A 20,181-nucleotide genomic window follows, 5' to 3' on the forward strand; every position below is an offset into this window, starting at 1 on the left:
CTCACAACAAAAACGTGTTTCATAGGGGAATCCCTAGTTTTTACAAAGCAAGGTTACCTTATAGTTTTCGAGACCACTTCTTCTTTTCATCTCAAACGCGCCCCCAGGCTGTGGGGCGGCACCGGAGCGTCATGAGCATTCACGGCAAGGCCTGCATCGCCGGCATCTACGAACACCCGTTGCGTCGCGCCGAAGGCGTGTCGACCGCCCAACTGCACGCCGAGGTCGCGCTGGGCGCCCTGGCCGATGCCGGGCTGACCCTGGACGACGTCGATGGCTACTTTTGTGGCGCGGACGCGCCTGGCCTGGGCGGCCTCACCATGGCCGAGTACATCGGGCTGAACCGCCTGCGGCACATCGACACCACCGAGTCCGGTGGCTCGGCCTACCTGCTGCACGTCAGCCACGCGGCACAGGCGATCGCGGCCGGCCACTGCAAAGTGGCGCTCATCACCATGGCCGACCGGCCCCTGGCCGCCGCGGCAGGCACGGCGCTGGCGGGCATTGACCGCAACAGCATGCCCAACCTGCCGTTCCAGGCCGCGGTCCCGCCGCCGCCCATGTACGGCTACGCCATGGTGGCGCGGCGGCACATGCACGAGTTCGGCACCACGCCGGAACAGCTGGCCTGGGTCCGCGTGGCCGCCTCGCACCATGCCCAGCACAACCCCCATGCCGTGCACCGCTCGGTGGTGAGCGTCCAGGAGGTGCTCGACTCCCCGATGGTCGCCTCACCCCTGCGCCGGCTCGACTGCTGCGTCATGACCGACGGCGGCGGCGCCGTGGTGGTGGTGCACCCCGACATCGCCAGGACGCTCAAGCGACCGGTGGTCAAGGTCATCGGTGCCGGCGAAGCCGTCAAGCACCCCAATGCGGGCCAGATCGATCTCACCTGGTCGGCCGGTGTGCATTCGGGTGCCAAAGCGTTCGCGGAGGCCGGCATCACACCCGCCGACATCGGGTATGCGTCGCTGTACGACAGCTTCACCATCACCGTCATCGTGCAACTGGAAGACCTGGGCTTCTGCGCCAAGGGCGAGGGTGGGCGCTTCGTCATGGACGGCAACCTGATCGCCGGTCAGGGGCGCCTGCCCTTCAACACCGATGGCGGTGGCCTGTGCAACAACCACCCGGGCAACAAGGGCGGCATGACCAAGATCCTCGAAGCCGTGCGGCAGTGCCGCGGCGAAGCCCACCCGGCCGTCCAGGTCCAGCGGCGCGAGTTCGTGCTGGCCCACGGCACCGGCGGCAACCTGGCCAGCGCACACGCCGCGGGCACCCTCATCCTTCAAGCCGAATAAGCGATGGCGACCTCTCGAAACACCCTTCCCGCCCCCGTTCTCTTTCCCGGCGACGAGCCGTTCTGGGACGCCGCCCGCGAGGGCCGGCTCATGGGCAAGCACTGCCCCGCCTGCGACCGCGTGCACTACTACCCACGGATTCACTGCCCGTTCTGCGGCCATGGCCAGACGAACTGGCGCGAGCTCTCGGGCCGGGGTCGTGTCTATTCGCACTCCATCGTCGAGCGCAGCCCCCGGCCCACCGCGCCGGCCATCATCGAACTGGAAGAAGGCATTCGCCTGAGCAGCGTGGTGGTGGACGCCGATGTCCACGCCCTGGCCATCGGCGACGCCGTGACGCTGCGCTTCCTGCCCACCCAGGACGGCCCGCCGGTGCCCGGCTTCACCACGGTGCACGCCGAGCTGGCCCGCGCCTATTCGGCGCAGGCGCTGCGGGCGCTGAACACGCCCTCCTCCCCGCAGATCGACGCGCTCACGCAGGTGGCGGTGATCGGTTCCGGTCACATGGGGGTGGGCATCAGCCTGGCCTTCCTGCAGGCCGGTCTGGAGGTGCAACTGGTCGACCAGACCGATGCTGCGCTGGACGCCGCAATGGAGCGCATCCGCGACACGCTGGAACATGAACGCGGCAAGGGGCGCATCGACGAGCAGGTCCGTGACGAGCGCCTGGCCCGCCTGCGCGTGTCCACCGATCTCGCCTCCGTGGCCTCCGCCGGCCTCATCGTCGAGGCCATCTGGGAAGACATGGCCGCCAAACGCGAGCTGTTCGCCCGCCTGGACGGGCTGGCGCGGCCCGACGCCATCCTGGCGACCAACACGTCGACACTGGACGTGACCGAGATCGCCCGCGCCACCCGCCGGCCCGGCGCGGTGGTCGGTCTGCACTTCTTCAACCCGGCCCAGGTCATGCGCCTGATCGAGATCGTCCGCACGCCGCTCACCGACGCCCCCACGCTGCAGGCCGCGCAAGCCCTGGCGGCCCGCATCGGCAAGACCGGCATCGTCGTGGGCGTGTGCGACGGCTTTGTCGGCAACCGGCTGATGATCGTGCGCGAACGCCAGGCCGGCCGACTGCTGCTGGAAGGCTCGCTGCCCGAACAGGTGGACCGCTTCCTGCGGGAGTTCGGCCTGCCCATGGGCACCTTCGAACTGCAGGACATGGCCGGCGGCATCGCCCTGATGCACCGCTCCCGCCAACGCCGGGGCGAACGCGACTGGCTGATCCAGCAGCTCTTCGAGCGCGGGCGCCTGGGCCTGCGCGCCGGCCGTGGCTTCTACCGCTACGAAGCCGGCAAGCGCCGCCCCATCAGCGACCCCGAGGTCACGGCCCTCATCGAGGAAGCCTCGGCGCTCGAAGGCCTGACACGCCGGCGCATCGACACCGCCGAGCTCCACGACCGGCTGATCCTGCCCATGGTCAACGAAGGCGCCAAGCTGATCCAGGAAGGCATGGTGGAGCGCGCCAGCGACATCGATCTGATCTGGCAGCTCGGCTACGGCTGGCCGCAATGGAAAGGCGGGCCGATGCACTACGCGGACCAGCTGGGCGCCGCCCAGGTGGTGGCCCGCCTGCGCGCGCTCCAGGACGTGCATGGCGATGCCTTCAAGCCGGCCGACCTGCTCGTGGAACTGGCCGCGTCCAGCGGCCGACTGACACCCCCTGCCCACTGAAACTCCGATGCCCACCTACCAAGCGCCCACCGCCGACTGGCAATTTCTCCTGCACGATGTGCTCCGCATCCAGGACCACGCCCACCTGCCCGGCTTTGCCGACCTGGCCCCGGAATTCACCGGCCAGGTGCTCGATGCCGCCGCCACCTTTCACCAGGAAGTCCTGCACCCGCTGAACATGGCGGGCGACGCCGAGGGCGCCCGCATGGTCGACGGCCAGGTGCGCACACCCGCCGGCTTCTCCGAGGCGTGGCAGGCCTACCGCGAGGCGGGCTGGCACCGGCTGAGCCTGCCCGAGTCCCTGGGCGGCGCCGGGCTGCCCCCCGTGATGGGCGTGCCCGTGAGCGAGCTGCGGGCCGCCACGGGCCATTCGTTCTCGATGTACAGCAGCTTCTGCGCACCCACCGCGAGCATGCTGTCCAAGCTGGCACCCGACTGGGTCCGCACCCACGTGGTGCCCAAGGTGTCCGCCGGCGAGTGGACCGCCACCATGTGCATGACCGAGCCGCAGGCGGGCACCGATCTGCGCCAGCTGAACACGCGGGCGGTGCGCCAGCCCGACGGCAGCTGGCGCATCACCGGCCGCAAGATCTTCATCTCGGGCGGTGACCACGACCTGACCGACAACATCGTCCACATCGTGCTGGCCAAGGTGCCGGACGAGCACGGGCGGCTGGAACCGGGCCTGGCGTCGGTCAACGTGTTCCTGGTGTCCAAGCGGATGATCGACCCGGCCAGCGGCCAGCTGGGCGCGGCCAACGGCGTCACCGCGGTGTCGATCGAACACAAGATGGGCATCGAAGGCAGCGCCACCTGCGTGCTGGAGTTCGACGACGCCGTGGCCTGGCGGATCGCGGACGAACGCCGCAGCGGCTCCTCGGCCAACATGGCCCCGATGTTCCTGCTGATGAACTACGCCCGCGTCAGCACCGCCATGTCCGGCGTGGGCTATGCCGAGATCGCCTGCCAGAACGCCGCCGACTACGCCCGCGAGCGCCTGTCCGGCCGGGCCGGCGACAAGCCACGCCAGCCCGGCAGCGTGGCCGATCCGATCATTGCCCACGCCGACGTGCGGCGCCTGCTGCTGGAGTCGCGCGCCTTCTGCGAAGGCGCCCGCGCCGGCGCCATGCGGGCCGCCCTGTGGCAGTCGCTGGCCGAACATTCCACGGACGCCGGCGAGAAGGAGCGCGCCGCCGACCTGCTGGAAGTGCTCACGCCCGTGATGAAGGCCTTCTACACCGACCGCGGGTTCGATGCCACCGTCGCCTGCCAGCAGGTGCTGGGTGGCCACGGCTACATCAAGGACTACGGCATCGAGCACTTCGTGCGCAACGCGCGCATCGCCCAGCTGTACGAAGGCGCCAACGGCGTGCAGGCCATGGACCTGGTGCAACGCAAGCTGACCGCCCATGGCGGCCGCGCCCAGCGCGCCTTCCTCGACACCCTGCAGACCTCCGTCGCGGCGCTGGAAACCCGCGCCGACCTCGCGGAGTTCGTCCGCCCGGTGCAGGCGGCCCATGCGCGCATCGGTGAAACCCTGCGCAGCCTGGACCTGCAACGCACCGAGCGCCCCGACGCCATCGCCGGGGGTGCTTACGACCTGCTCACCGCCATCGGCATCCTGTACGTCGGCTGGAACTGGCTGGAGATGGTCGCCGCCCTGCAGGGCGAGGCGCCCTGCGAACACGCCACCCCCGCCATGCGGCAGACCAAGCCCGTGCTGGCACGGGTGTGGATGCAGCGCCAGATGCCCCTGATCGACAGCCTGTGCGACCGGATCGCCTCCGGCAACGACAGTCTGGTGGCCTTGCCGGACGCGCTGGTCTGAACCCCGCACGCCGATCGTCATGTCCATCGCTGCCCGCGGCTTTTTCTATGTCCAACAGGTCGAGCAGCAAGCCCGGCGGGTGCTCGACGAGTGCCTGCAGGGCGAAGGCCTGACCGCCGGCCAGTACATGGCGCTGAGCCTGGTGGTGCACCACGAGCCGGTCTCCTCGGCCGACCTGGCCCGACGGGCCCGCATGACCGCGCAATCCATGGGTGAGTTCATCCGCACGCTCGAAGCCAAGGGTCTGGTGGAAAAGCGGGTCGACGCCGGCAGCCGGCGCTCCCTGGCCCTGACGTCCACCACGGTCGGCCGCAAGTTGCTGGTCCGCAGCGACGCCAAGGTCAACGAAGCCGAGCGCCTGTTCTTCGACTGCCTGAGCGGCGAGGAAAACGCCCACCTGCGGTTGCTGCTCAGCCGCCTGAGAAAACTGCGCACCCCGCAATAGTCCCCTCCGTCCCACCCCCACACCCACCATGACCGATCCCACTGCTCTGCGCCTGCGGGTGCACTCCATGACACGGCAGGCGCCCGCGATCCTGAGCCTCGTGCTTGAGTCGATCGACCACGCGCCCTTGCCGGCGGCGGCGCCCGGTGCCCATCTGGACCTGCACCTGGCGCCCGGCCTGGCACGCAGCTACTCCATCGTCGGACAGCCCGGGCGGCCCAGCCGTTACGAACTGGCGATCGCACGGGATGCCAAGAGCCGCGGGGGGTCCCGTTTCGTGCACGAGAAGCTGCGCGTCGGCGACGAACTGACCGCTTCGGCCCCACGCAACCTGTTTCCCCTGGACGAGAGCGCGCCCTTCAGCGCGTTGCTGGCCGGCGGCATCGGCATCACGCCGATCTGGTCGATGGTCCAGCGCCTGGAGTCGCTGCAAAAGCCCTGGCTTCTGGTGTACGCGGCCCGCAGCCGGGCACACGCCGCCTATCTTGAGGAGATCGAAGCGCTGGCGCGCCACACCCGCGTGGGGCGGCTGCACTTGCACTTCGATGATGAGCACCAGAACCAGCCGGTCGACCTGCGCGCGGTGCTGGCCGACGTGGGCCACGACGCCCACCTGTATTGCTGCGGACCACAACCCATGCTGGCCGCCTACGAGGCCGCCACGGCCGACCGGCCACCGGCGCAGGTGCATCTGGAACGCTTCGGCGCCGATGCGGGCACGGGCCCCGCCTCGGGCTTCACGGTGGTGCTGGAACGCTCGGGCCAGAGCCTGCAGGTGCCACCGGACCGGTCCATTCTGGACGTGGTGCTGGAAGCGGGCATCAACGCCCAGTACGGCTGCATGCAGGGCTCCTGCGGACTGTGCGAAACACCCGTGCTCAAGGGTGTTCCCGAGCACCGGGACCACCTGCTGGCCGACAGCGTGAAGGCGGGCAACCAGGCGATGCTGATCTGCTGCTCGCGCAGCTGCACACCCGAGCTGGTGCTGGACCTCTAGCCTGCACACGCGGCCGCGGTGCCGTGCGGGGCACCGGCCGCCGGCTCAGCCTTCCTGCTGCTGCCGCTGCTGCACCGCGTTGCGGATCCGGCTCAGCGCATGCCGCAGGGTGGCCAGCTCCTCCGGCTGCAGGCAGCTGAAAAAGTCGCGCTCTGTCTGGTCCACGGCGGCCTCGCAGCGCATCAGCACCGCCCGCCCCTCGGGCGTGGTGGAGATGAGCAGCACCCGGCGGTTGTTGGGGTCGTCGCGGCGTTCCAGCCACCCCTTGTATTCGAGCGTCTTGACGAACTCCCCCATCGACTGGGCGGTCTTGCGCGCCAGGCGCGACAACTCGGCGGAAGACAGCGGTTCGTGGTGGGCCACCAGGCTCATCACCAGGTACTGTCCGGCCGTCATGCCATGGGGCGCCAGCACTTCCTCCAGCCGTTGCTGAACCAGCTGCTCCACTTGCTGGATGTAAAAAAATCCTCGGGTATTGATGGCCATCCGGGTCACTTCTTGTCTTGTTGCACGCCCAGACGGGTCGGTAAGCCCCGCCAGAAGGTCTGGGGCATGGTAGCGCGCTTCTCGCCTGCGGCTCCCGCCCATCATATATAAAGCGTGTTTATATTTATCATCAGGGTTTTCCATAGCATTTTTTGGCCGAGATTTATATAAAGTAACCTTATATTATTTGACGACCCTCCAGTGCCTGCTCCCTTTCGCCCCCTGCCCTTCCTCGAACGCAGTGTCGCCCTGGACGAGCGCGCCGACGGCACGCTCATCGTCCGCTGCCCGGTCCCCCTGAAGGCGCTCGAGCCCCATATCCCGCACCTGCTGCGGCGCAACGCGCAGCAGCGCCCCGACCATGTGTGGATGGCGCAGCGGCGAGGCGCGGAGCGCGCCTGGCAACGCCTGACCTACGGCGCAGCGACACCCCAGGTCGATGCGGCCACGCAATGGCTGCTGGACCTGCAGCGCCCGGGCGCGACCGTGATGGTGCTCAGCGGCAACTCGCTCGAACACGGCATGCTGGAACTGGCCGCCATGCAGGCGCACATGCCGTACGCCCCCATCACACCGGCCTACGCCGCGATGGCCGGCGACCTCTCCCGCCTCAAAGCCATGGCCGCGCTGCTCGAACCCGCGGTGGTGTTCGTGCAGAGCGCCCGCGCGCTGGAACCGGCCATCCGGGCCCTGGGCGACGACGTCTGGGTGGTCTGCGTGCAGGACCCCATCGACCGCCCCCGGCTGATCACCTGGGACCGTCTGGTGCAGACCCCGGTGACGGCCAGCGTGGGCGCATCGGTCGCCAGCATCACGCACGACACGGTGGCCAAGTACCAGTTCACGTCGGGATCGACCGGCACGCCCAAGGCCGTCATCGTGACCCAGGGCATGCTGTGCACCGCCATGGCCATGACCTCGCAGATGGTGCAGTGGGGCGACGACCGCCCGGAAACCGTGCTGCTGGACTGGCTGCCCTGGAGCCATGTGGCCGGCGGCCACGCGGTCTTCAACGGGGTGCTGGAAGACGGTGGCACGCTCAACATCGACGATGGCCGGCCGACGCCGGCCGACTTCGCCGAGACCCTGCGCAACCTGCGCGAGATCTCGCCGGTCCGCTTCAGCGGCATGCCGGTGGCCTACGCCATGCTCGCCGAGGCCCTGGAACACGACGAGGTGCTGGGCAAAAGCTTCTTCAAGAACCTGCGCCGGCTCACCTATTCCGGCGCGCGCCTGCCCGACGCCGTGCATGCCGCGCTCCAGCGGCACGCCGTGCGCTACACCGGGTTTCGCATCCCCCTGGTCTCCGCCTACGGCTCCACGGAGACCTCGGCGGCCGTCACCTACGTCTACTGGGCCACCGAGCGCACCGGCCTCATCGGCCTGCCGCACCCCGGTGTGGAGATGAAGCTGATCCCGCTGCCGGACGGTGAGCGCTACGAGGTGCGCGTGCGCAGCCAGGCGGTCACGCCGGGCTACCTCAAGCAGCCCGAACTGACGGCACAGAGCGTGGACGAAGAAGGCTTTTTCCGCATGGGCGATGCGGCCAGCTTCGTGGACCGCACCCACCCCGAAGAGGGGCTGGCGTTCGCGGGCCGCGTGGCCGAGGAATTCAAGCTGCAGACCGGTGTGTTCGTGCGTGTGGGCAGCCTGCGCGTGACCCTGCTGGACGCGACCGCGCCGCTGCTGCAGGACGTGGTGATCACCGGCGCCGACCAGTCGTATGTGGGTGCCCTGGCCTGGCTGAACATCGCGGCCTGCCGCGAACTCACCGGACTGCACGACGCCGACGTGCGCACCCTGGCAGCCCACCCCCTGCTGCGCCAGCAGCTGACCGAGAAGCTGCGCGCCCACAACACGCGCCACCCGTCCAGCAGCCTGCGTCTGCGCCGCCTCTGCCTGCTGCAGGCGCCGCCGTCCATCGAACAGGGCGAAACCAACGACAAGGGCTACATCAACCAGCGCAAGGTGCTCGAGAACCGCCGCGACCGGGTGGACGCCCTCTACGCAGACCACCCCGATGAAAACGTGCTGGTGATCGACTGATCACCCGGCCATTCCAACAAAGGAGACAACACCCATGAAACGAAGAACCCTGTTGCAGGTGGCCGCGGGCAGCGCCGCTGCCGCATGCCTGCCCGGCGCCTACGCCCAGGGCAAGGACGTGATCCGGCTGGTGAGCGGTTTTGCCCCGGGTGGCATCACCGACGCGCTGTGCCGCATCCTGGCGGACCACCTGGCCGGCGAGCTGGGCGCCACGGTCATCGTGGAAACCAAGGCGGGCGCGGGCGGTCGGCTGGCGGCCGAACACGTCAAGAACGCACGCCCGGATGGCAACACCTTCCTGGTGGGGCCCGATGGCTGGGCCATCTTCCCCAGCGCCATGTACACCCCGGCCGAGCTGCGCTACGACCTGCTCAAGGACCTCCAGCCCGTGGCCCAGCTGGTGTCCTATCCCCTGGCCCTCGTCGTCAACGGCCAGGTGCCGGCGCGCAACCTGGCCGAGTTCGCAGACTGGCTGAAGAAGAATCCAAACCAGGCCAACTTCGGCACGCCGGCGCCCAACGGGCAGGTCCAATACGTGGGATGGATGGTGGGACAGGCCCTGGGCACACCGCTCGAACCCATCGTCTACAAGGGCAACGCGCCCATGCTGGTCGACCTGCTGGGCGGCCAGCTGCCGTCGGCCGTGCTGGTGGCCGGCGACGCCGCCAAGCACCCCCGCGAGAAGGTGCGCATGCTGGGTGTCATTGCCGAGCAGCGCTGGGCGCTGGCGCCGGATGTGCCCACCTTCAAGGAGCAGGGCTTCCCCATCCGCGTCGACGAGGCCTGGCAGGGCATGTGGGCGCCCGCGGGCACGCCCCCCGCCGCAGTGGCGCGCATGGAAGCGGCGCTGCGCACGGTGCTGGGCAAGGTCGAAGTGCAGCAAGCCGTGGCGTCCAAGCTGACGGTCACACCGGCCTTCGTCGGCGCCAGCGCGATGGACAAGCAACTGAGAGAGTCCATCACCCACTGGCGCGACGTCATCCGGCGCTCGGGCTACCGGGCCACCGGGAACTGACCAACACCAACGGCCAGCGCGGCAACGCATCGCGCCCTGGCCTTTTCACCATCCACTGGAGACAAGCATGCACAACCGTAGACAAGCACTGATCGGCCTCGGCGCCCTGGCCACCACCCCTTGGATCCATGCGCAGACGGGGGACTGGCCCCGACGCACGGTCCGCATCGTCGTACCGTTCACCGCCGGCTCGCCCCCCGACCTGATCGCCCGGGCCATCGCCCCCAAGCTGTCCGAAAACCTCGGACAGCCGGTCATCGTGGACAACAAGCCCGGTGCCACCACCATCATCGGCACCGAACACGTGGTCCACGCCGCCCCCGACGGCTACACCGTCCTGCTGACCGCGACCGGCGCGGCCTCGGTGTTCCCGGCCATCATGAAGCTGCGCTACGACCCCATCAAGGACCTGCCCCCCCTGGGCCTGGTGGCCACCTCGCAGCAGGTGTTTTTCAGCGGCGGCCCCAAACGCGCCAAGACCCTCAAGGAATTCCTCGACTGGGCCCGGCAGAACCCCGGCAAGGCCAACATCGGCTCCATCGGCATCGGCACCACCAACCACCTGGCCAGCGAGATGCTGCGCAAGGCCGCCGACATCCAGTTCACCTACGTTCCGTTCCAGTCGGCCCAGGCCGGCATGCAGGCGGTGATCAACGGGGATGTGGACCTGTTCTGCGCCGATGTGGGTGTCATCCTGGGCTTCCTCGGCTCGGACAAGGTTTCCCCCCTCGCCGTGGCCGGCGCCAGCCGCTCCGAGTACCTGCCCAACACCCCCACCTTGGCCGAATCCGGCATCAGCGGTGTGCTCTCTGCCAACCGCTTCGCCCTCTTTCTCCCCAAGGGGGTTCCTCAGCCCGTGTTCACCCGGCTCTCGACGGCGCTGGCGGCCGCGGTCAACGGGGAGGAAGCGGGTCAGGCGCTGCGCAAGCTGGGCATGACGGCCACCTACGCCCCGGCCGAAGCCGTGGCCGAAGTGATCCGCAACGACGCCGGCACCATGGCGCCGCTGGCCAAGGCGCTGAACATCCAGATCAACTGAACACGCGCCCTGCGTGCCCGCCCTGTCACGAATGCCTGTCATGAACAACCACGTTGAAGGAACCACGCCCGACGGCGTGGCCTGGAAGATCCACTATGAGGTGTGCGGTTCGGGCGACGACCTCATCCTCCTGCACGGTGGTGGCCCCGGCGCCACCGGCCGCAGCAACTACGGCAAGAACATCGACGCGCTGGCCCGGGCCTTCCGGGTCTGGGTCATCGACTTCCCGGGATGGGGCCAGAGCTCCAAGAACCTGAACGCCTTCGGCGGCGCCGGGCCTTTCCAGAACGGGGCGCGGGCGGTCATTGCCTTCATGGACGCGCTGGGCATCGGCCGGGCACACCTGGTGGGCAACTCCTTCGGCGGATCGGCGGCCCTGTGCGTGGCCATGGAACAGCCCGAGCGGGTGAACCGCCTGGTGCTCATGGGCCCGGGCGGCGGCACGGTGCCGGGCGCCACCGGCCCCACCGAAGGCATCCGGCAGCTGCAGGGCTACTACCTGGGCGAAGGGCCGACGCTGGAGAAGCTGACCGCCTTCATCGGCAACCTGGTGTACGACAGCAGCCTCATCACGCCCGAGCTGATCCGGCAGCGCTTCGAGGCCAGCGCCGACCCGGCGATCTGCGCCAACCCGCCGATCGTGCCCCGCCCCACCCCGCCGGGCCCGGAGACCTTCATCAGCCGCGACCCCCGGCTGGCGAGCGTGGCGCACCGGGCCCTGTTCATCTGGGGGCAACAGGACAAGGTCAACCCGGCAGCGGGCATCGACTCGTTCAAGGTCATGCCCAACGCCGACTACGTGCTGCTCAACCACTGCGGGCACTGGGCCCAGTGGGAGCACCCCGAGCGCTTCAACGACCTGGTGCTGAGCTTTCTGAGGAATCCATGAACGCGACCGCCACCCAACCCGTCCTGGAACTCGGCTACCTCGGCTTTGAAGTCAGCGACCTGGCGCGCTGGCGCCGGTTTGCCACCGAGGTACTGGGCATGATGGCCGCCGACGCAGCGGCCGATGACCAGGGACGCGCCAGCCTGCGGCTGCGCATGGACCAGGCACCGGCGCGCCTGCTGCTGACCCAGGGGCCGGCCGACGACTGCGCGTTCGCCGGCTGGCGGCTGGCCGACGAGGCGGCCCTCGCGGCGTTCTGCGGCAAGCTGGACCGGCTCGGCCTGCCCTGGCACACGTCGTCCGTCAGCGAACGGGCGCTGCGCGGCGTGCGCGCGATGGTGCACTTTTCCGACCCCAACGGGAATCGCCACGAGGTCTACTGCGGGCAGGAGCCAGACCCTGAACCGTTCCGGTCCGCCCCGCTGCCCCAGGGCTTCGTGACCGGGGCCGGCGGCCTGGGGCACATCGTCTACGAGGTGGACGACTACCAGGCGCAACTGGCCTTTGCCCGCGAGGTGCTGGAACTGCGGCTGAGTGACACCATCGAGTTCGAGCCCGCCCCCAGGGTGAACATCGAAATCTCCTTCTTCCACGCCAACGAGCGCCACCACTCCTTCGCGCTCGCGCCGCGGCCGCCCCGGCCAGGACCGGCCAAGCGGGTGCACCACTTCATGGTCGAGGTACCGGACATCACCCAGGTCGGACAGGCCCGCGACCGCTGCATCGCCTTCGGTCAGCCCATCAGCATGGACATCGGCCAGCACACCAACGACCGCATGGTCTCGTTCTACGCGCAGACCCCGTCCGGCATCCACGTCGAGTTCGGCTGCCAGGGTGTGCTCATCGACGACGCCACCTGGACACCCCAGGTGCACCAGGGCACCAGCATCTGGGGACACCGGCCCCGCCCACAGCCGGCCCCCACCACACCATGACAGACCGCCCCCCGCACATGCACGCCGACTTCGACACCGACGTGGCCGTCATCGGCTACGGCCCCTCCGGCCTGGCCGCCAGCCTCAAGCTGGCCCACCACGGCATCCGCGTCATGGCGTTCGAGAAGGAACGCAGCATCTACCCGCGTGCCCGCGCCGTCACGGTCAACGACTGGACCATGCGCTGTTTCCAGTCGCTCGGCCTCGACGAAGCCCTGGCCAAGACCATGGACCCGACCGCCGCCCTGCGCTGGGTGACCTACGACCGCCAGGAGCTGATGCGCGTCGACTTCCCGCCCTCGAAGTTCGGCCGCCATCCCCGTTCGTACGCGATCTACCAGCCGGCCATGGAAGAGGTGCTGCGCTCCGCCGGGGAACGGCTGGCGCCCGCCCTGTCGGTGCACTACGGCACCGAAGTGGTCAATCTGAAACAGGACCACGAAGGAGCGGAACTCGAGGTCCGGGACCTCGCCAGCGGCCAGACCCGGCACATCCGCGCCCGCTACGTCCTCGCGTGCGACGGTGGCTCCAGCGCCACGCGCGAACGCCTGGGCATCCGCCTGCTGGGTGAAACCGGCGAGACCCAGTGGGTGGTGATCGATGCCCGCGTGAAACGCTGGTGGCCGCAGCGGCACATCCTCACCTTCTGGTCGGACCCGCACCGCCCGGTGGTCGACATCGCGCTCGCACAGGGCAACCACCGCTGGGAGTTCCCGCTAGGGGCCCACGAGTCGGTGGCGGACTTCGACACCCACGAGAAGCTGTGGCCGCTGCTGCGCTCGCTCGGCGTCTCGCCGGACGACATCGAGATCCACCAGCACGCGTTCTACAAGCACCATGTGCGGCATGCGCAGACCTGGCGATCGGGCCGCGTCTTCCTGCTGGGCGACGCCGCCCACCTGATGCCGCCCTGGGCCGGCGCCGGCATGCAGTCGGGCATCCGCGATGCATTCAACATCGGCTGGAAGCTGGTCGAGGTGCTGCAGGGCCGCCTGCCCGAAGCGCTGCTGGACAGCTACGAGACGGAACGGGCACCCAATGTCGAGCTCATGACCCAGGCCGCCGTCCAGTTGGGCCGCATCATCCGCCGCGAAATCACGCCGCCCGCCCCGGACAGCGGGGCGCCTCCCATCGAACCGCCCAACCGCCGGGACCCTGCCCTGGACGCCGGCTGGGTGCGTGGACCGATCGGCGGCACCAGCGTCATCGGCAAGATGCTGCCTCAGCCGGACGTGGCCGACGCACGCGGCCGCCTGTGCCTGCTCGACGAGGTGCTGGGATCGGGCTTTGCCCTGCTGGGCGATGGCATCCACCCCGCCCAAAGTCTGTCCGCGGACGAGAAGGCCGGCTGGGACCGGCTGGGTGCGCGCTACCTGACCGTGCTCTCGCCCACCGACCAGGGCGGAGGCGGCGAGGACGTCATCGATCTCGAAGGCGGCCTGCTGGCCTGGATGCGCGAGGCCGGTGTGCGCGTGCTGGCACTGCGGCCGGACCGCTTCGTTGCGGCCACCGACCTGCACGGCCTGGCCGTGCCCGATTGTTGAAAGTCCCCCCATGTCCCATGACAACCGCATCGTCGCCGCCGCAGCGGCGCTTCGCACGGCCCGGCTGCAGCGCCTGCCGGTTCCCCGCATCTCAGAGGCCTATGGCATCACCGACCTCCACAGCGCCTACGCGGTGGCCGAGATCAACCAGGGCGCGCACCGCTCCGACGGCCATCGAAAGTGCGGGCTGAAGGTGGGCCTGACCTCGAAAGCCGTCCAGCAGCAGCTGGGCGTCGACCAGCCCGACTTCGGCGTGCTGTTCGACGACATGGAATACCTCGATGGCGACACGGTACCGGTCAACCGTCTCATCCAGCCCAAGCTGGAGGCCGAGATCGCCTTCATCGTCGGCCGCGACCTCGACGCGCTGCGGCCGAGCTACGGTGAGTTCCTGCGCTGCATCGACCATGCCGTGGCCGCGCTGGAGATCGTGGACAGCGCCATCGCCGACTGGAAGATCACCCTCGTCGACACGGTGGCCGACAACGCGTCCTCGGGTCTCTATGTGCTGGGCAACCAGCCCTTTGCCGTCAACGCCCTGTCGCTGGCCGACCAGACGATGACCCTGAAAAAGAACGGCCACACGGTGTCCGAAGGCTCGGGCGCCGCCTGCCTGGGACACCCCCTGCGGGCCGCCTACTGGCTGGCCTGCACCATGGCCGAGCGCGGACAGGGCCTGCGTGCGGGAGAGGTCATCCTCAGCGGCGCGCTCGGCCCGATGGTGCCCGTGGCCGCTGGCGACCAGGTCGTGGCCAGCATCGGCTCGCTCGGCACCGTCTCCTGCCAATTCGAGTGAACACCATGACCCGCAAAATCAAGGCCGCCATCATTGGCAGCGGCAACATCGGCACGGACCTGATGATCAAGATCCTGCGCCATGGCCAACACATCGAGATGGGCGCCATGGTCGGCATCGATCCGGCCTCCGACGGCCTGGCCCGCGCCGCCCGCCTGGGCGTGGCGACCACCCACGAAGGCGTCGAGGGTCTGACCCGTCTGCCCGTCTTCGACGACATCGACATCGTCTTCGATGCCACTTCCGCCGGTGCCCACGTGAAGAACGACGCCTTCCTGCGCAGCAGGAAGCCCGGCATCCGCCTGGTGGACCTGACGCCGGCAGCGATCGGCCCGTACTGCATCCCGGTGGTCAATGGCGCGGCGCACCTGGACGCGCCCAACGTCAACATGGTCACCTGCGGCGGCCAGGCCACCATTCCCATGGTGGCGGCGGTATCGCGGGTGGCCAAGGTGCACTACGCGGAGATCGTGGCCAGCATCTCCAGCAAGAGTGCCGGCCCCGGCACCCGCGCCAACATCGACGAGTTCACCGAAACCACGTCCAAGGCCATCGAGGTGGTGGGCGGCGCAGCCAAGGGCAAGGCCATCATCGTGCTGAACCCGGCCGAGCCACCGCTGATCATGCGCGACACGGTCTACACCTTGAGCGAACCGACCTCCGAAGACGCCATCGCCGAATCGGTGGCGAAGATGGCCGCTGCCGTGCAGGCCTACGTGCCGGGCTACCGGCTCAAGCAGGCGGTGCAGTTCGATCGCGTCGAGAACATCCGCATCCCCGGCGTGGGCGACCACCTGTCCGGGCTCAAGACATCGATCTTCCTCGAGGTCGAGGGCGCAGCCCACTACCTGCCGGCCTACGCCGGCAACCTGGACATCATGACCAGCGCCGCGCTGCGCACCGCCGAGGCCATGGCCGAGCGCATGAGTCAAGTCGCGGCCTGAGGAGCATCCAATGCAACCCGACAAGAAGATCTACATCTCCGACGTGACGCTGCGCGACGGCAGCCACGCCATCCGCCACCAGTACAGCGTCGAACAGGCGCGCCAGATTGCCCGGGCGCTGGACGAAGCGAAGGTCGACTCCATTGAGGTCGCCCACGGCGACGGACTGCAAGGCGGCAGCTTCAACTACGGCTTCGGCGCGCACACCGACCTGGAGTGGATCGAGGCGGTGGCCGACGTGGTGACACACGCGAAGATCGCCACCCTGCTGCTGCCGGGCATCGGCACCGTGCACGACCTCAAAGCCGCGTACCAGGCCGGCGCGCGCATCGTGCGCGTGGCCACGCACTGCACCGAGGCCGACATCTCGAAGCAGCACATCGAGTACGCCCGCGGGCTGGGCATGGAGGCCGTGGGCTTCCTGATGATGAGCCACATGACCACGCCGCAGCACCTGGCCCAGCAGGCCAGGCTGATGGAGAGCTACGGTGCGACCTGCTGCTACGTGGTGGACTCCGGCGGCGCGCTGAACATGAACGACGTGCGAGACCGCTTCCGCGCCTTCAAGGACGTGCTCAAACCGGAAACCCAGACCGGCATGCACGCGCACCACAACCTCAGCCTGGGGGTGGCCAACTCCATCGTGGCGGTGGAAGAAGGTTGCGACCGTGTGGATGCGAGCCTGGCGGGCATGGGCGCCGGGGCGGGCAACGCGCCGCTGGAGGTGTTCATCGCGGCGGCCGAGCGCATGGGCTGGCAGCACGGTACGGACCTGTACAAGCTGATGGACGCGGCCGACGACATCGTGCGACCGCTGCAGGACCGGCCGGTGCGGGTGGACCGCGAGACGCTGGCGCTGGGCTACGCCGGGGTGTACAGCAGCTTCCTGCGCCACTCGGAGGCGGCGGCCAAGAAGTACGGACTGAAGACGGTGGACATCCTGGTCGAACTGGGCAAACGGCGCATGGTCGGCGGCCAGGAGGACATGATCGTCGACGTCGCGCTGGATCTTCTGGACCGGTGAACCGGCCGGCCTCTTGCGAGGCCAGGTCAGGCGCCCCGCCTCAACCGGGGAGGCGTGGACGCGCCGTGCCGAATCGACCGAGCCCCACCTCGGTCAGACCTTCCCCACGGCGCAACAGGAACAGCACATCCAGCCCCATGCGCTGGGCCATGACCGGACCTTCATCGGGTCCGGCCACCAGCAAGGCCGTGGCCCAGGCGTCTGCGTGCATGCAGGTGCGCGCCAGCACGGTGACCGAGGCCACGGTGTTGTTCACGGGCGCACAACGGCGCGCGTCCATGGTGTGCGCAATGCGCGCATTTCCCACGTCCAGGTAGTGCCGGTAGTCGCCCGAGGTGGCCACGGCCAGGTCCTCCAGTTCGAGAACCCCGTGCACCGCGCGGCGCCCGGCCTCGGGGCGTTCGATCGCCACGGCCCAGGGCGCGCCGCTCGCCTGGCCGCCGATGGCCCGCAACTCGCCATCCAGCGCGGCCAGCGCATGCCGAACGCCGTGCTGTTGCAGCACATGGGCCATGCGGTCCACCGCATAGCCCTTCGCAATGCCGCACAGGTCGATCTGCAAGGGCACCTGTTTGCGTGCGCGGCCACCGGGCCTGTCCAGCTCCAGATTGGCGTTCATGGCCTGCGGCATGGACTGGCGTGCGGCGCGAATCGCTTGCGCGTCGGGCGCATCGCGCGCGGCGCCAAATCCCCAGGCATCGACCAGCGCGCCCACGCACGGATCGAAGGCCCCCGCACTCAGGCGCCGGACTTCGAATGCGCAGTCGAGCACTTCCAGTATTTCAGGGGACAGGTCCACCCAGTCGCCCACGGGCGCTCGGTTCAGGCGCACGAGGTCGCTGTCCGGTTTCCAGGGCGACATCTGCCCGTCGACCTGCTCTGCCGCAGCGGCGAGATCCTGGCGCAAGGCCGGCACGTCCACCGAGCGGTCGGCATCGATGCTGGCCGACCAGCGGGTGCCCATGGTCGGGCCGTGCAGGGTGGTGCGCGTGCAGGACGCCGCGGACTCAGAAGACGTCTTCGGCATAACGCTCCTTGGCCCTCAGCGCCGACACGCTCAACTGCAGTGGCGCCAGCACGTCGTCCAGCGCCTCGGCCACGCCTTGCGCCATGGCGCGGCTGCCGCACACCCGCACGATGGCGCCTTGCGCCACCAGGCCGCGCACGCGCTCGGCATCCCGGCGTAGGGCATCCTGGACATAGCCGCCGCCGTCGGGCACGCGCGAGAAAACCGTTTGCATGCTGGACAGGCGCCCTTCGGCGAGCCAGCGCTGAAGCTCGGAGCCAAAGTAGAAGTCGCGGGCCGGGTCGCGCCCACCGAAGTAGAGGTGCATCGGGCGCTGCGAGTCGTTGCGGCGGATGAATCCGGCCAGGGGCGCCACGCCGGTGCCCGCCCCGATCAGCAGCACGGGCCGCCGCGCCCGCGGCAGCGCAAAGCCAGGGTTGGGCCGGATGAACGCGCGGATGCGCTCCCCCTGCTGCAGCGCCAGCAGGTGCGTGGAACACAGGCCGCCGGGCATCTGGCGCACGCAGATCTCCAGAAACCCGTCTTCCTGGCCCGACGCCAGCGAGTAGTAGCGCGGCACGCTCGAACCCGGCGGCACGATGCCCACGAGATCGCCTGCGGCAAACCGGCCCAGCCCGTGTCCCCGCAGGCGCGCGCCCAGGCCCTGCTCGGGCCACGAAAAACGCAGGATCGCCGTGCCAGCCTCGGAAGCGTTGGGGTAGTCCTGCCGCGACAGGAGCGTGAGTTCGGTGGTGGGTGGCAGGCGGGGCACGTGCTCCAGCACCAGCGGCTGGCCCAGCGCCTGTGCCAGATCCACGCCCCAGCGCGCAAACTGCTGGCCCGATTGCTGGTGGATGCACTCCAGCGGCAGCAACGCCGGCCACCCCTGCGCGCGCAGGGTCTGGTCCAGCGCCTTGGCAAAGGCGCAGAAGGCGGGGAACTGACGGTCGCCAAAGCCCAGCACCGTCACCGGCACGGCGCTGGCCTTGAGCCTGGCGATCTGCGCCAGGGCCTGGCTGGCGTGGGCGGGCGCCTGGCCTTCGCCATAGGTTGCGGCCAGCACAAACACCTGCCGCGTCGCCGGCGTGGTTCGAAAGTTCTCCAGCGCGCTGGTGTGAACCCGGTGGCCGGCCTGGACAAGAGCGTCCTGGAGCGTCTGGGCAAACCCCCAGGTGCTGCCGCCTTCGCTGGCAACGAAGATGAGCACGTCTGCCTGTGCCACCGGGGTGTTGCCCGTGATGCGTGGTGCCTGCACACGCGCCTGCCACCAGATGACCACCCCCGACACCCAGAACAGCAGCACGCTGGCGCCGACAAGCCCGAGCACCACGGCCCAGAGCCAGGCGGCCTCCCCCGTGTGCAGCACCACGGCCAGGTCGTACACACGCTGCGCAAGGGTGGCGTCCTGCCAGGCCAGCATCTGGCCCGAGTACCGGTCGATCCAGCCCTGGCCCTGGGCGGTGGCGACCTTCCAGGTGTCCTCAGGGTCGGTGGCGCCGGGAAAGGTCAGCGTGCGCAGGTCGTTCACCGCCAGGCTTTGCAGCGCGACCAGCTGCGCCCCGGGCATGTCGGGCTTGCCGGTGGCCACCGAAAGCACCTCGGGCTCGGCCCGGGTGTCCAGTTCCACGAGGCCCAGGGTCGACGCGCTCATGGTCAGCGCAGTGAGCGATGTCAGGCACAGGACAACGAGCACCACACGGCCCGCGACCACGTGGATGCGCTGCGCCAGCGTGCCACGCACCCGCGCGCCCAGGCGCCGCCAGCCGCCCATGCGCCGCAGCAACAGCACCAGGGCAGAGACACACAGCACACCCATGGCCAGCGCAGTGGCCGCTGCGCCCCAGCGCCCGGCGTCGCCCAGCAACAGCGAGCGGTGCAGGTTCTTCACCCAGCGCGGCAGCGCCGACCGTTGCCACGCACCCAGCACCCGGCCATCGGCGGGGTCCACATAGGACGCCTGCGGCTGATCGCCATCGAAGCTGAACACCACGATGGCCCCCGAAGGCAGGCGGCGGATTTCCTCCGCGCTGGGCACGCTGCTTGCCACGCGCTCCACCAGCGTGGCCACTGGCAGAGCACCCGGGGCGGCGGGCGCCTGCCAGGCCTGCTGCACCGGGTCGATCGCCAGGATGGCGCCGGTGATGCCCAGCACCACGGCCAGGGTGCCAAGGGTCAGACCCAGCCAGCGGTGGATGGCTTTCCAGCTCATGCGGGC

At 69.3% G+C, this 20,181-nt stretch carries 17 protein-coding genes; 14 read left to right on the forward strand and 3 right to left on the reverse strand.

Features of this window, described 5'->3' with window-relative positions:
* Positions 1-131: 131 nt before the first annotated feature.
* From HPS01S_RS04575 to HPS01S_RS04595, 5 genes are read left to right on the forward strand one after another with little or no spacing between them, the layout of a single operon-like run.
* Positions 132-1,301, forward strand: a complete 1,170-nt coding sequence (locus tag HPS01S_RS04575) for a thiolase family protein (RefSeq protein WP_066151675.1) — start codon at positions 132-134, stop codon at positions 1,299-1,301.
* Positions 1,302-1,304: 3 nt separating this feature from the next.
* Positions 1,305-2,972 carry a 3-hydroxyacyl-CoA dehydrogenase NAD-binding domain-containing protein gene (locus HPS01S_RS04580; protein WP_066151677.1) on the forward strand — a complete coding sequence of 556 codons (1,668 nt, stop codon included), beginning with the start codon at positions 1,305-1,307 and terminating at the stop codon, positions 2,970-2,972.
* Positions 2,973-2,979: 7 nt separating this feature from the next.
* Positions 2,980-4,800: an acyl-CoA dehydrogenase family protein gene (locus tag HPS01S_RS04585; protein ID WP_066151679.1), complete on the forward strand. Its 1,821-nt coding sequence runs from the start codon at positions 2,980-2,982 to the stop codon at positions 4,798-4,800.
* A gap of 19 nt (positions 4,801-4,819) precedes the next feature.
* Entirely contained in the window at positions 4,820-5,245 is a 426-nt protein-coding gene (locus HPS01S_RS04590; protein ID WP_066151681.1) for a MarR family winged helix-turn-helix transcriptional regulator, read from the forward strand.
* A 28-nt stretch (positions 5,246-5,273) separates the two neighbouring features.
* Positions 5,274-6,242, forward strand: a complete 969-nt coding sequence (locus tag HPS01S_RS04595) for a PDR/VanB family oxidoreductase (protein ID WP_066151682.1) — start codon at positions 5,274-5,276, stop codon at positions 6,240-6,242.
* A gap of 45 nt (positions 6,243-6,287) precedes the next feature.
* On the opposite strand, the gene HPS01S_RS04600 is transcribed toward HPS01S_RS04595, so the two are convergent.
* A complete protein-coding gene (locus tag HPS01S_RS04600) occupies positions 6,288-6,728 on the reverse strand; it encodes a MarR family winged helix-turn-helix transcriptional regulator (protein ID WP_066151684.1) in 441 nt (146 codons plus the stop codon).
* Between the two features lie 201 nt (positions 6,729-6,929).
* Between HPS01S_RS04600 and HPS01S_RS04605 the strand changes: the two genes are divergently transcribed.
* The 9 genes from HPS01S_RS04605 to dmpG all read left to right on the forward strand — a co-directional run bounded on the left by HPS01S_RS04605 (position 6,930) and on the right by dmpG (position 16,960).
* Positions 6,930-8,774: an AMP-binding protein gene (locus tag HPS01S_RS04605; protein ID WP_255284149.1), complete on the forward strand. Its 1,845-nt coding sequence runs from the start codon at positions 6,930-6,932 to the stop codon at positions 8,772-8,774.
* A 34-nt stretch (positions 8,775-8,808) separates the two neighbouring features.
* Positions 8,809-9,789, forward strand: coding sequence for a tripartite tricarboxylate transporter substrate-binding protein (locus tag HPS01S_RS04610; RefSeq protein WP_084397039.1), 981 nt, complete (start codon positions 8,809-8,811; stop codon positions 9,787-9,789).
* Between the two features lie 67 nt (positions 9,790-9,856).
* A complete protein-coding gene (locus tag HPS01S_RS04615) occupies positions 9,857-10,828 on the forward strand; it encodes a Bug family tripartite tricarboxylate transporter substrate binding protein (RefSeq protein WP_066151689.1) in 972 nt (323 codons plus the stop codon).
* 40 nt (positions 10,829-10,868) lie between these two features.
* Positions 10,869-11,717, forward strand: a complete 849-nt coding sequence (locus HPS01S_RS04620; protein ID WP_157576087.1) for an alpha/beta fold hydrolase — start codon at positions 10,869-10,871, stop codon at positions 11,715-11,717.
* Positions 11,714-12,652, forward strand: coding sequence for a VOC family protein (locus tag HPS01S_RS04625; RefSeq protein ID WP_066151693.1), 939 nt, complete (start codon positions 11,714-11,716; stop codon positions 12,650-12,652). The genes HPS01S_RS04620 and HPS01S_RS04625 overlap by 4 nt, the downstream gene beginning before the upstream one ends.
* Positions 12,649-14,196, forward strand: coding sequence for a bifunctional 3-(3-hydroxy-phenyl)propionate/3-hydroxycinnamic acid hydroxylase (locus tag HPS01S_RS04630; RefSeq protein ID WP_255284150.1), 1,548 nt, complete (start codon positions 12,649-12,651; stop codon positions 14,194-14,196). Before HPS01S_RS04625 ends, HPS01S_RS04630 begins: the two co-directional genes overlap by 4 nt.
* A 10-nt stretch (positions 14,197-14,206) precedes the next feature.
* Positions 14,207-14,992, forward strand: coding sequence for a 2-keto-4-pentenoate hydratase (locus tag HPS01S_RS04635; protein WP_066151696.1), 786 nt, complete (start codon positions 14,207-14,209; stop codon positions 14,990-14,992).
* A 5-nt stretch (positions 14,993-14,997) separates the two neighbouring features.
* On the forward strand, positions 14,998-15,936 hold the full coding sequence (locus HPS01S_RS04640; protein ID WP_066151829.1) for an acetaldehyde dehydrogenase (acetylating): 939 nt from the start codon (positions 14,998-15,000) through the stop codon (positions 15,934-15,936).
* A gap of 10 nt (positions 15,937-15,946) precedes the next feature.
* The gene (dmpG, locus tag HPS01S_RS04645; RefSeq protein WP_066151698.1) at positions 15,947-16,960 is read left to right on the forward strand and encodes a 4-hydroxy-2-oxovalerate aldolase; all 1,014 of its coding nucleotides are present in this window, start codon (positions 15,947-15,949) and stop codon (positions 16,958-16,960) included.
* A 40-nt stretch (positions 16,961-17,000) separates the two neighbouring features.
* Here dmpG and HPS01S_RS04650 read toward each other — a convergent pair whose 3' ends face one another.
* Positions 17,001-17,987 (reverse strand): FAD:protein FMN transferase, encoded by a 987-nt coding sequence (locus tag HPS01S_RS04650; protein WP_066151699.1) that lies wholly within the window; start codon positions 17,985-17,987, stop codon positions 17,001-17,003.
* Positions 17,968-20,175: a PepSY domain-containing protein gene (locus HPS01S_RS04655; RefSeq protein ID WP_066151701.1), complete on the reverse strand. Its 2,208-nt coding sequence runs from the start codon at positions 20,173-20,175 to the stop codon at positions 17,968-17,970. Before HPS01S_RS04655 ends, HPS01S_RS04650 begins: the two co-directional genes overlap by 20 nt.
* Positions 20,176-20,181 lie beyond the last annotated feature (6 nt).

The sequence above is a fragment of the Hydrogenophaga pseudoflava NBRC 102511 genome (assembly GCF_001592285.1).
Lineage (GTDB): Bacteria > Pseudomonadota > Gammaproteobacteria > Burkholderiales > Burkholderiaceae_C > Hydrogenophaga > Hydrogenophaga pseudoflava.

Excerpts from the sequence above, each read along its gene's own strand:
- HPS01S_RS04625 (WP_066151693.1), top strand. The coding sequence starts at position 11,714 with ATGAACGCGACCGCCACCCAACCCGTCCTGGAACTCGGCTACCTCGGC.
- dmpG (WP_066151698.1), top strand. The coding sequence starts at position 15,947 with ATGCAACCCGACAAGAAGATCTACATCTCCGACGTGACGCTGCGCGAC.
- HPS01S_RS04655 (WP_066151701.1), bottom strand. The coding sequence starts at position 20,175 with ATGAGCTGGAAAGCCATCCACCGCTGGCTGGGTCTGACCCTTGGCACC.
- HPS01S_RS04620 (WP_157576087.1), top strand. The coding sequence starts at position 10,869 with ATGAACAACCACGTTGAAGGAACCACGCCCGACGGCGTGGCCTGGAAG.
- HPS01S_RS04615 (WP_066151689.1), top strand. The coding sequence starts at position 9,857 with ATGCACAACCGTAGACAAGCACTGATCGGCCTCGGCGCCCTGGCCACC.
- HPS01S_RS04580 (WP_066151677.1), top strand. The coding sequence starts at position 1,305 with ATGGCGACCTCTCGAAACACCCTTCCCGCCCCCGTTCTCTTTCCCGGC.
- HPS01S_RS04630 (WP_255284150.1), top strand. The coding sequence starts at position 12,649 with ATGACAGACCGCCCCCCGCACATGCACGCCGACTTCGACACCGACGTG.
- HPS01S_RS04575 (WP_066151675.1), top strand. The coding sequence starts at position 132 with ATGAGCATTCACGGCAAGGCCTGCATCGCCGGCATCTACGAACACCCG.
- HPS01S_RS04595 (WP_066151682.1), top strand. The coding sequence starts at position 5,274 with ATGACCGATCCCACTGCTCTGCGCCTGCGGGTGCACTCCATGACACGG.
- HPS01S_RS04600 (WP_066151684.1), bottom strand. The coding sequence starts at position 6,728 with ATGGCCATCAATACCCGAGGATTTTTTTACATCCAGCAAGTGGAGCAG.
- HPS01S_RS04585 (WP_066151679.1), top strand. The coding sequence starts at position 2,980 with ATGCCCACCTACCAAGCGCCCACCGCCGACTGGCAATTTCTCCTGCAC.
- HPS01S_RS04640 (WP_066151829.1), top strand. The coding sequence starts at position 14,998 with ATGACCCGCAAAATCAAGGCCGCCATCATTGGCAGCGGCAACATCGGC.
- HPS01S_RS04635 (WP_066151696.1), top strand. The coding sequence starts at position 14,207 with ATGTCCCATGACAACCGCATCGTCGCCGCCGCAGCGGCGCTTCGCACG.
- HPS01S_RS04650 (WP_066151699.1), bottom strand. The coding sequence starts at position 17,987 with ATGCCGAAGACGTCTTCTGAGTCCGCGGCGTCCTGCACGCGCACCACC.
- HPS01S_RS04590 (WP_066151681.1), top strand. The coding sequence starts at position 4,820 with ATGTCCATCGCTGCCCGCGGCTTTTTCTATGTCCAACAGGTCGAGCAG.
- HPS01S_RS04610 (WP_084397039.1), top strand. The coding sequence starts at position 8,809 with ATGAAACGAAGAACCCTGTTGCAGGTGGCCGCGGGCAGCGCCGCTGCC.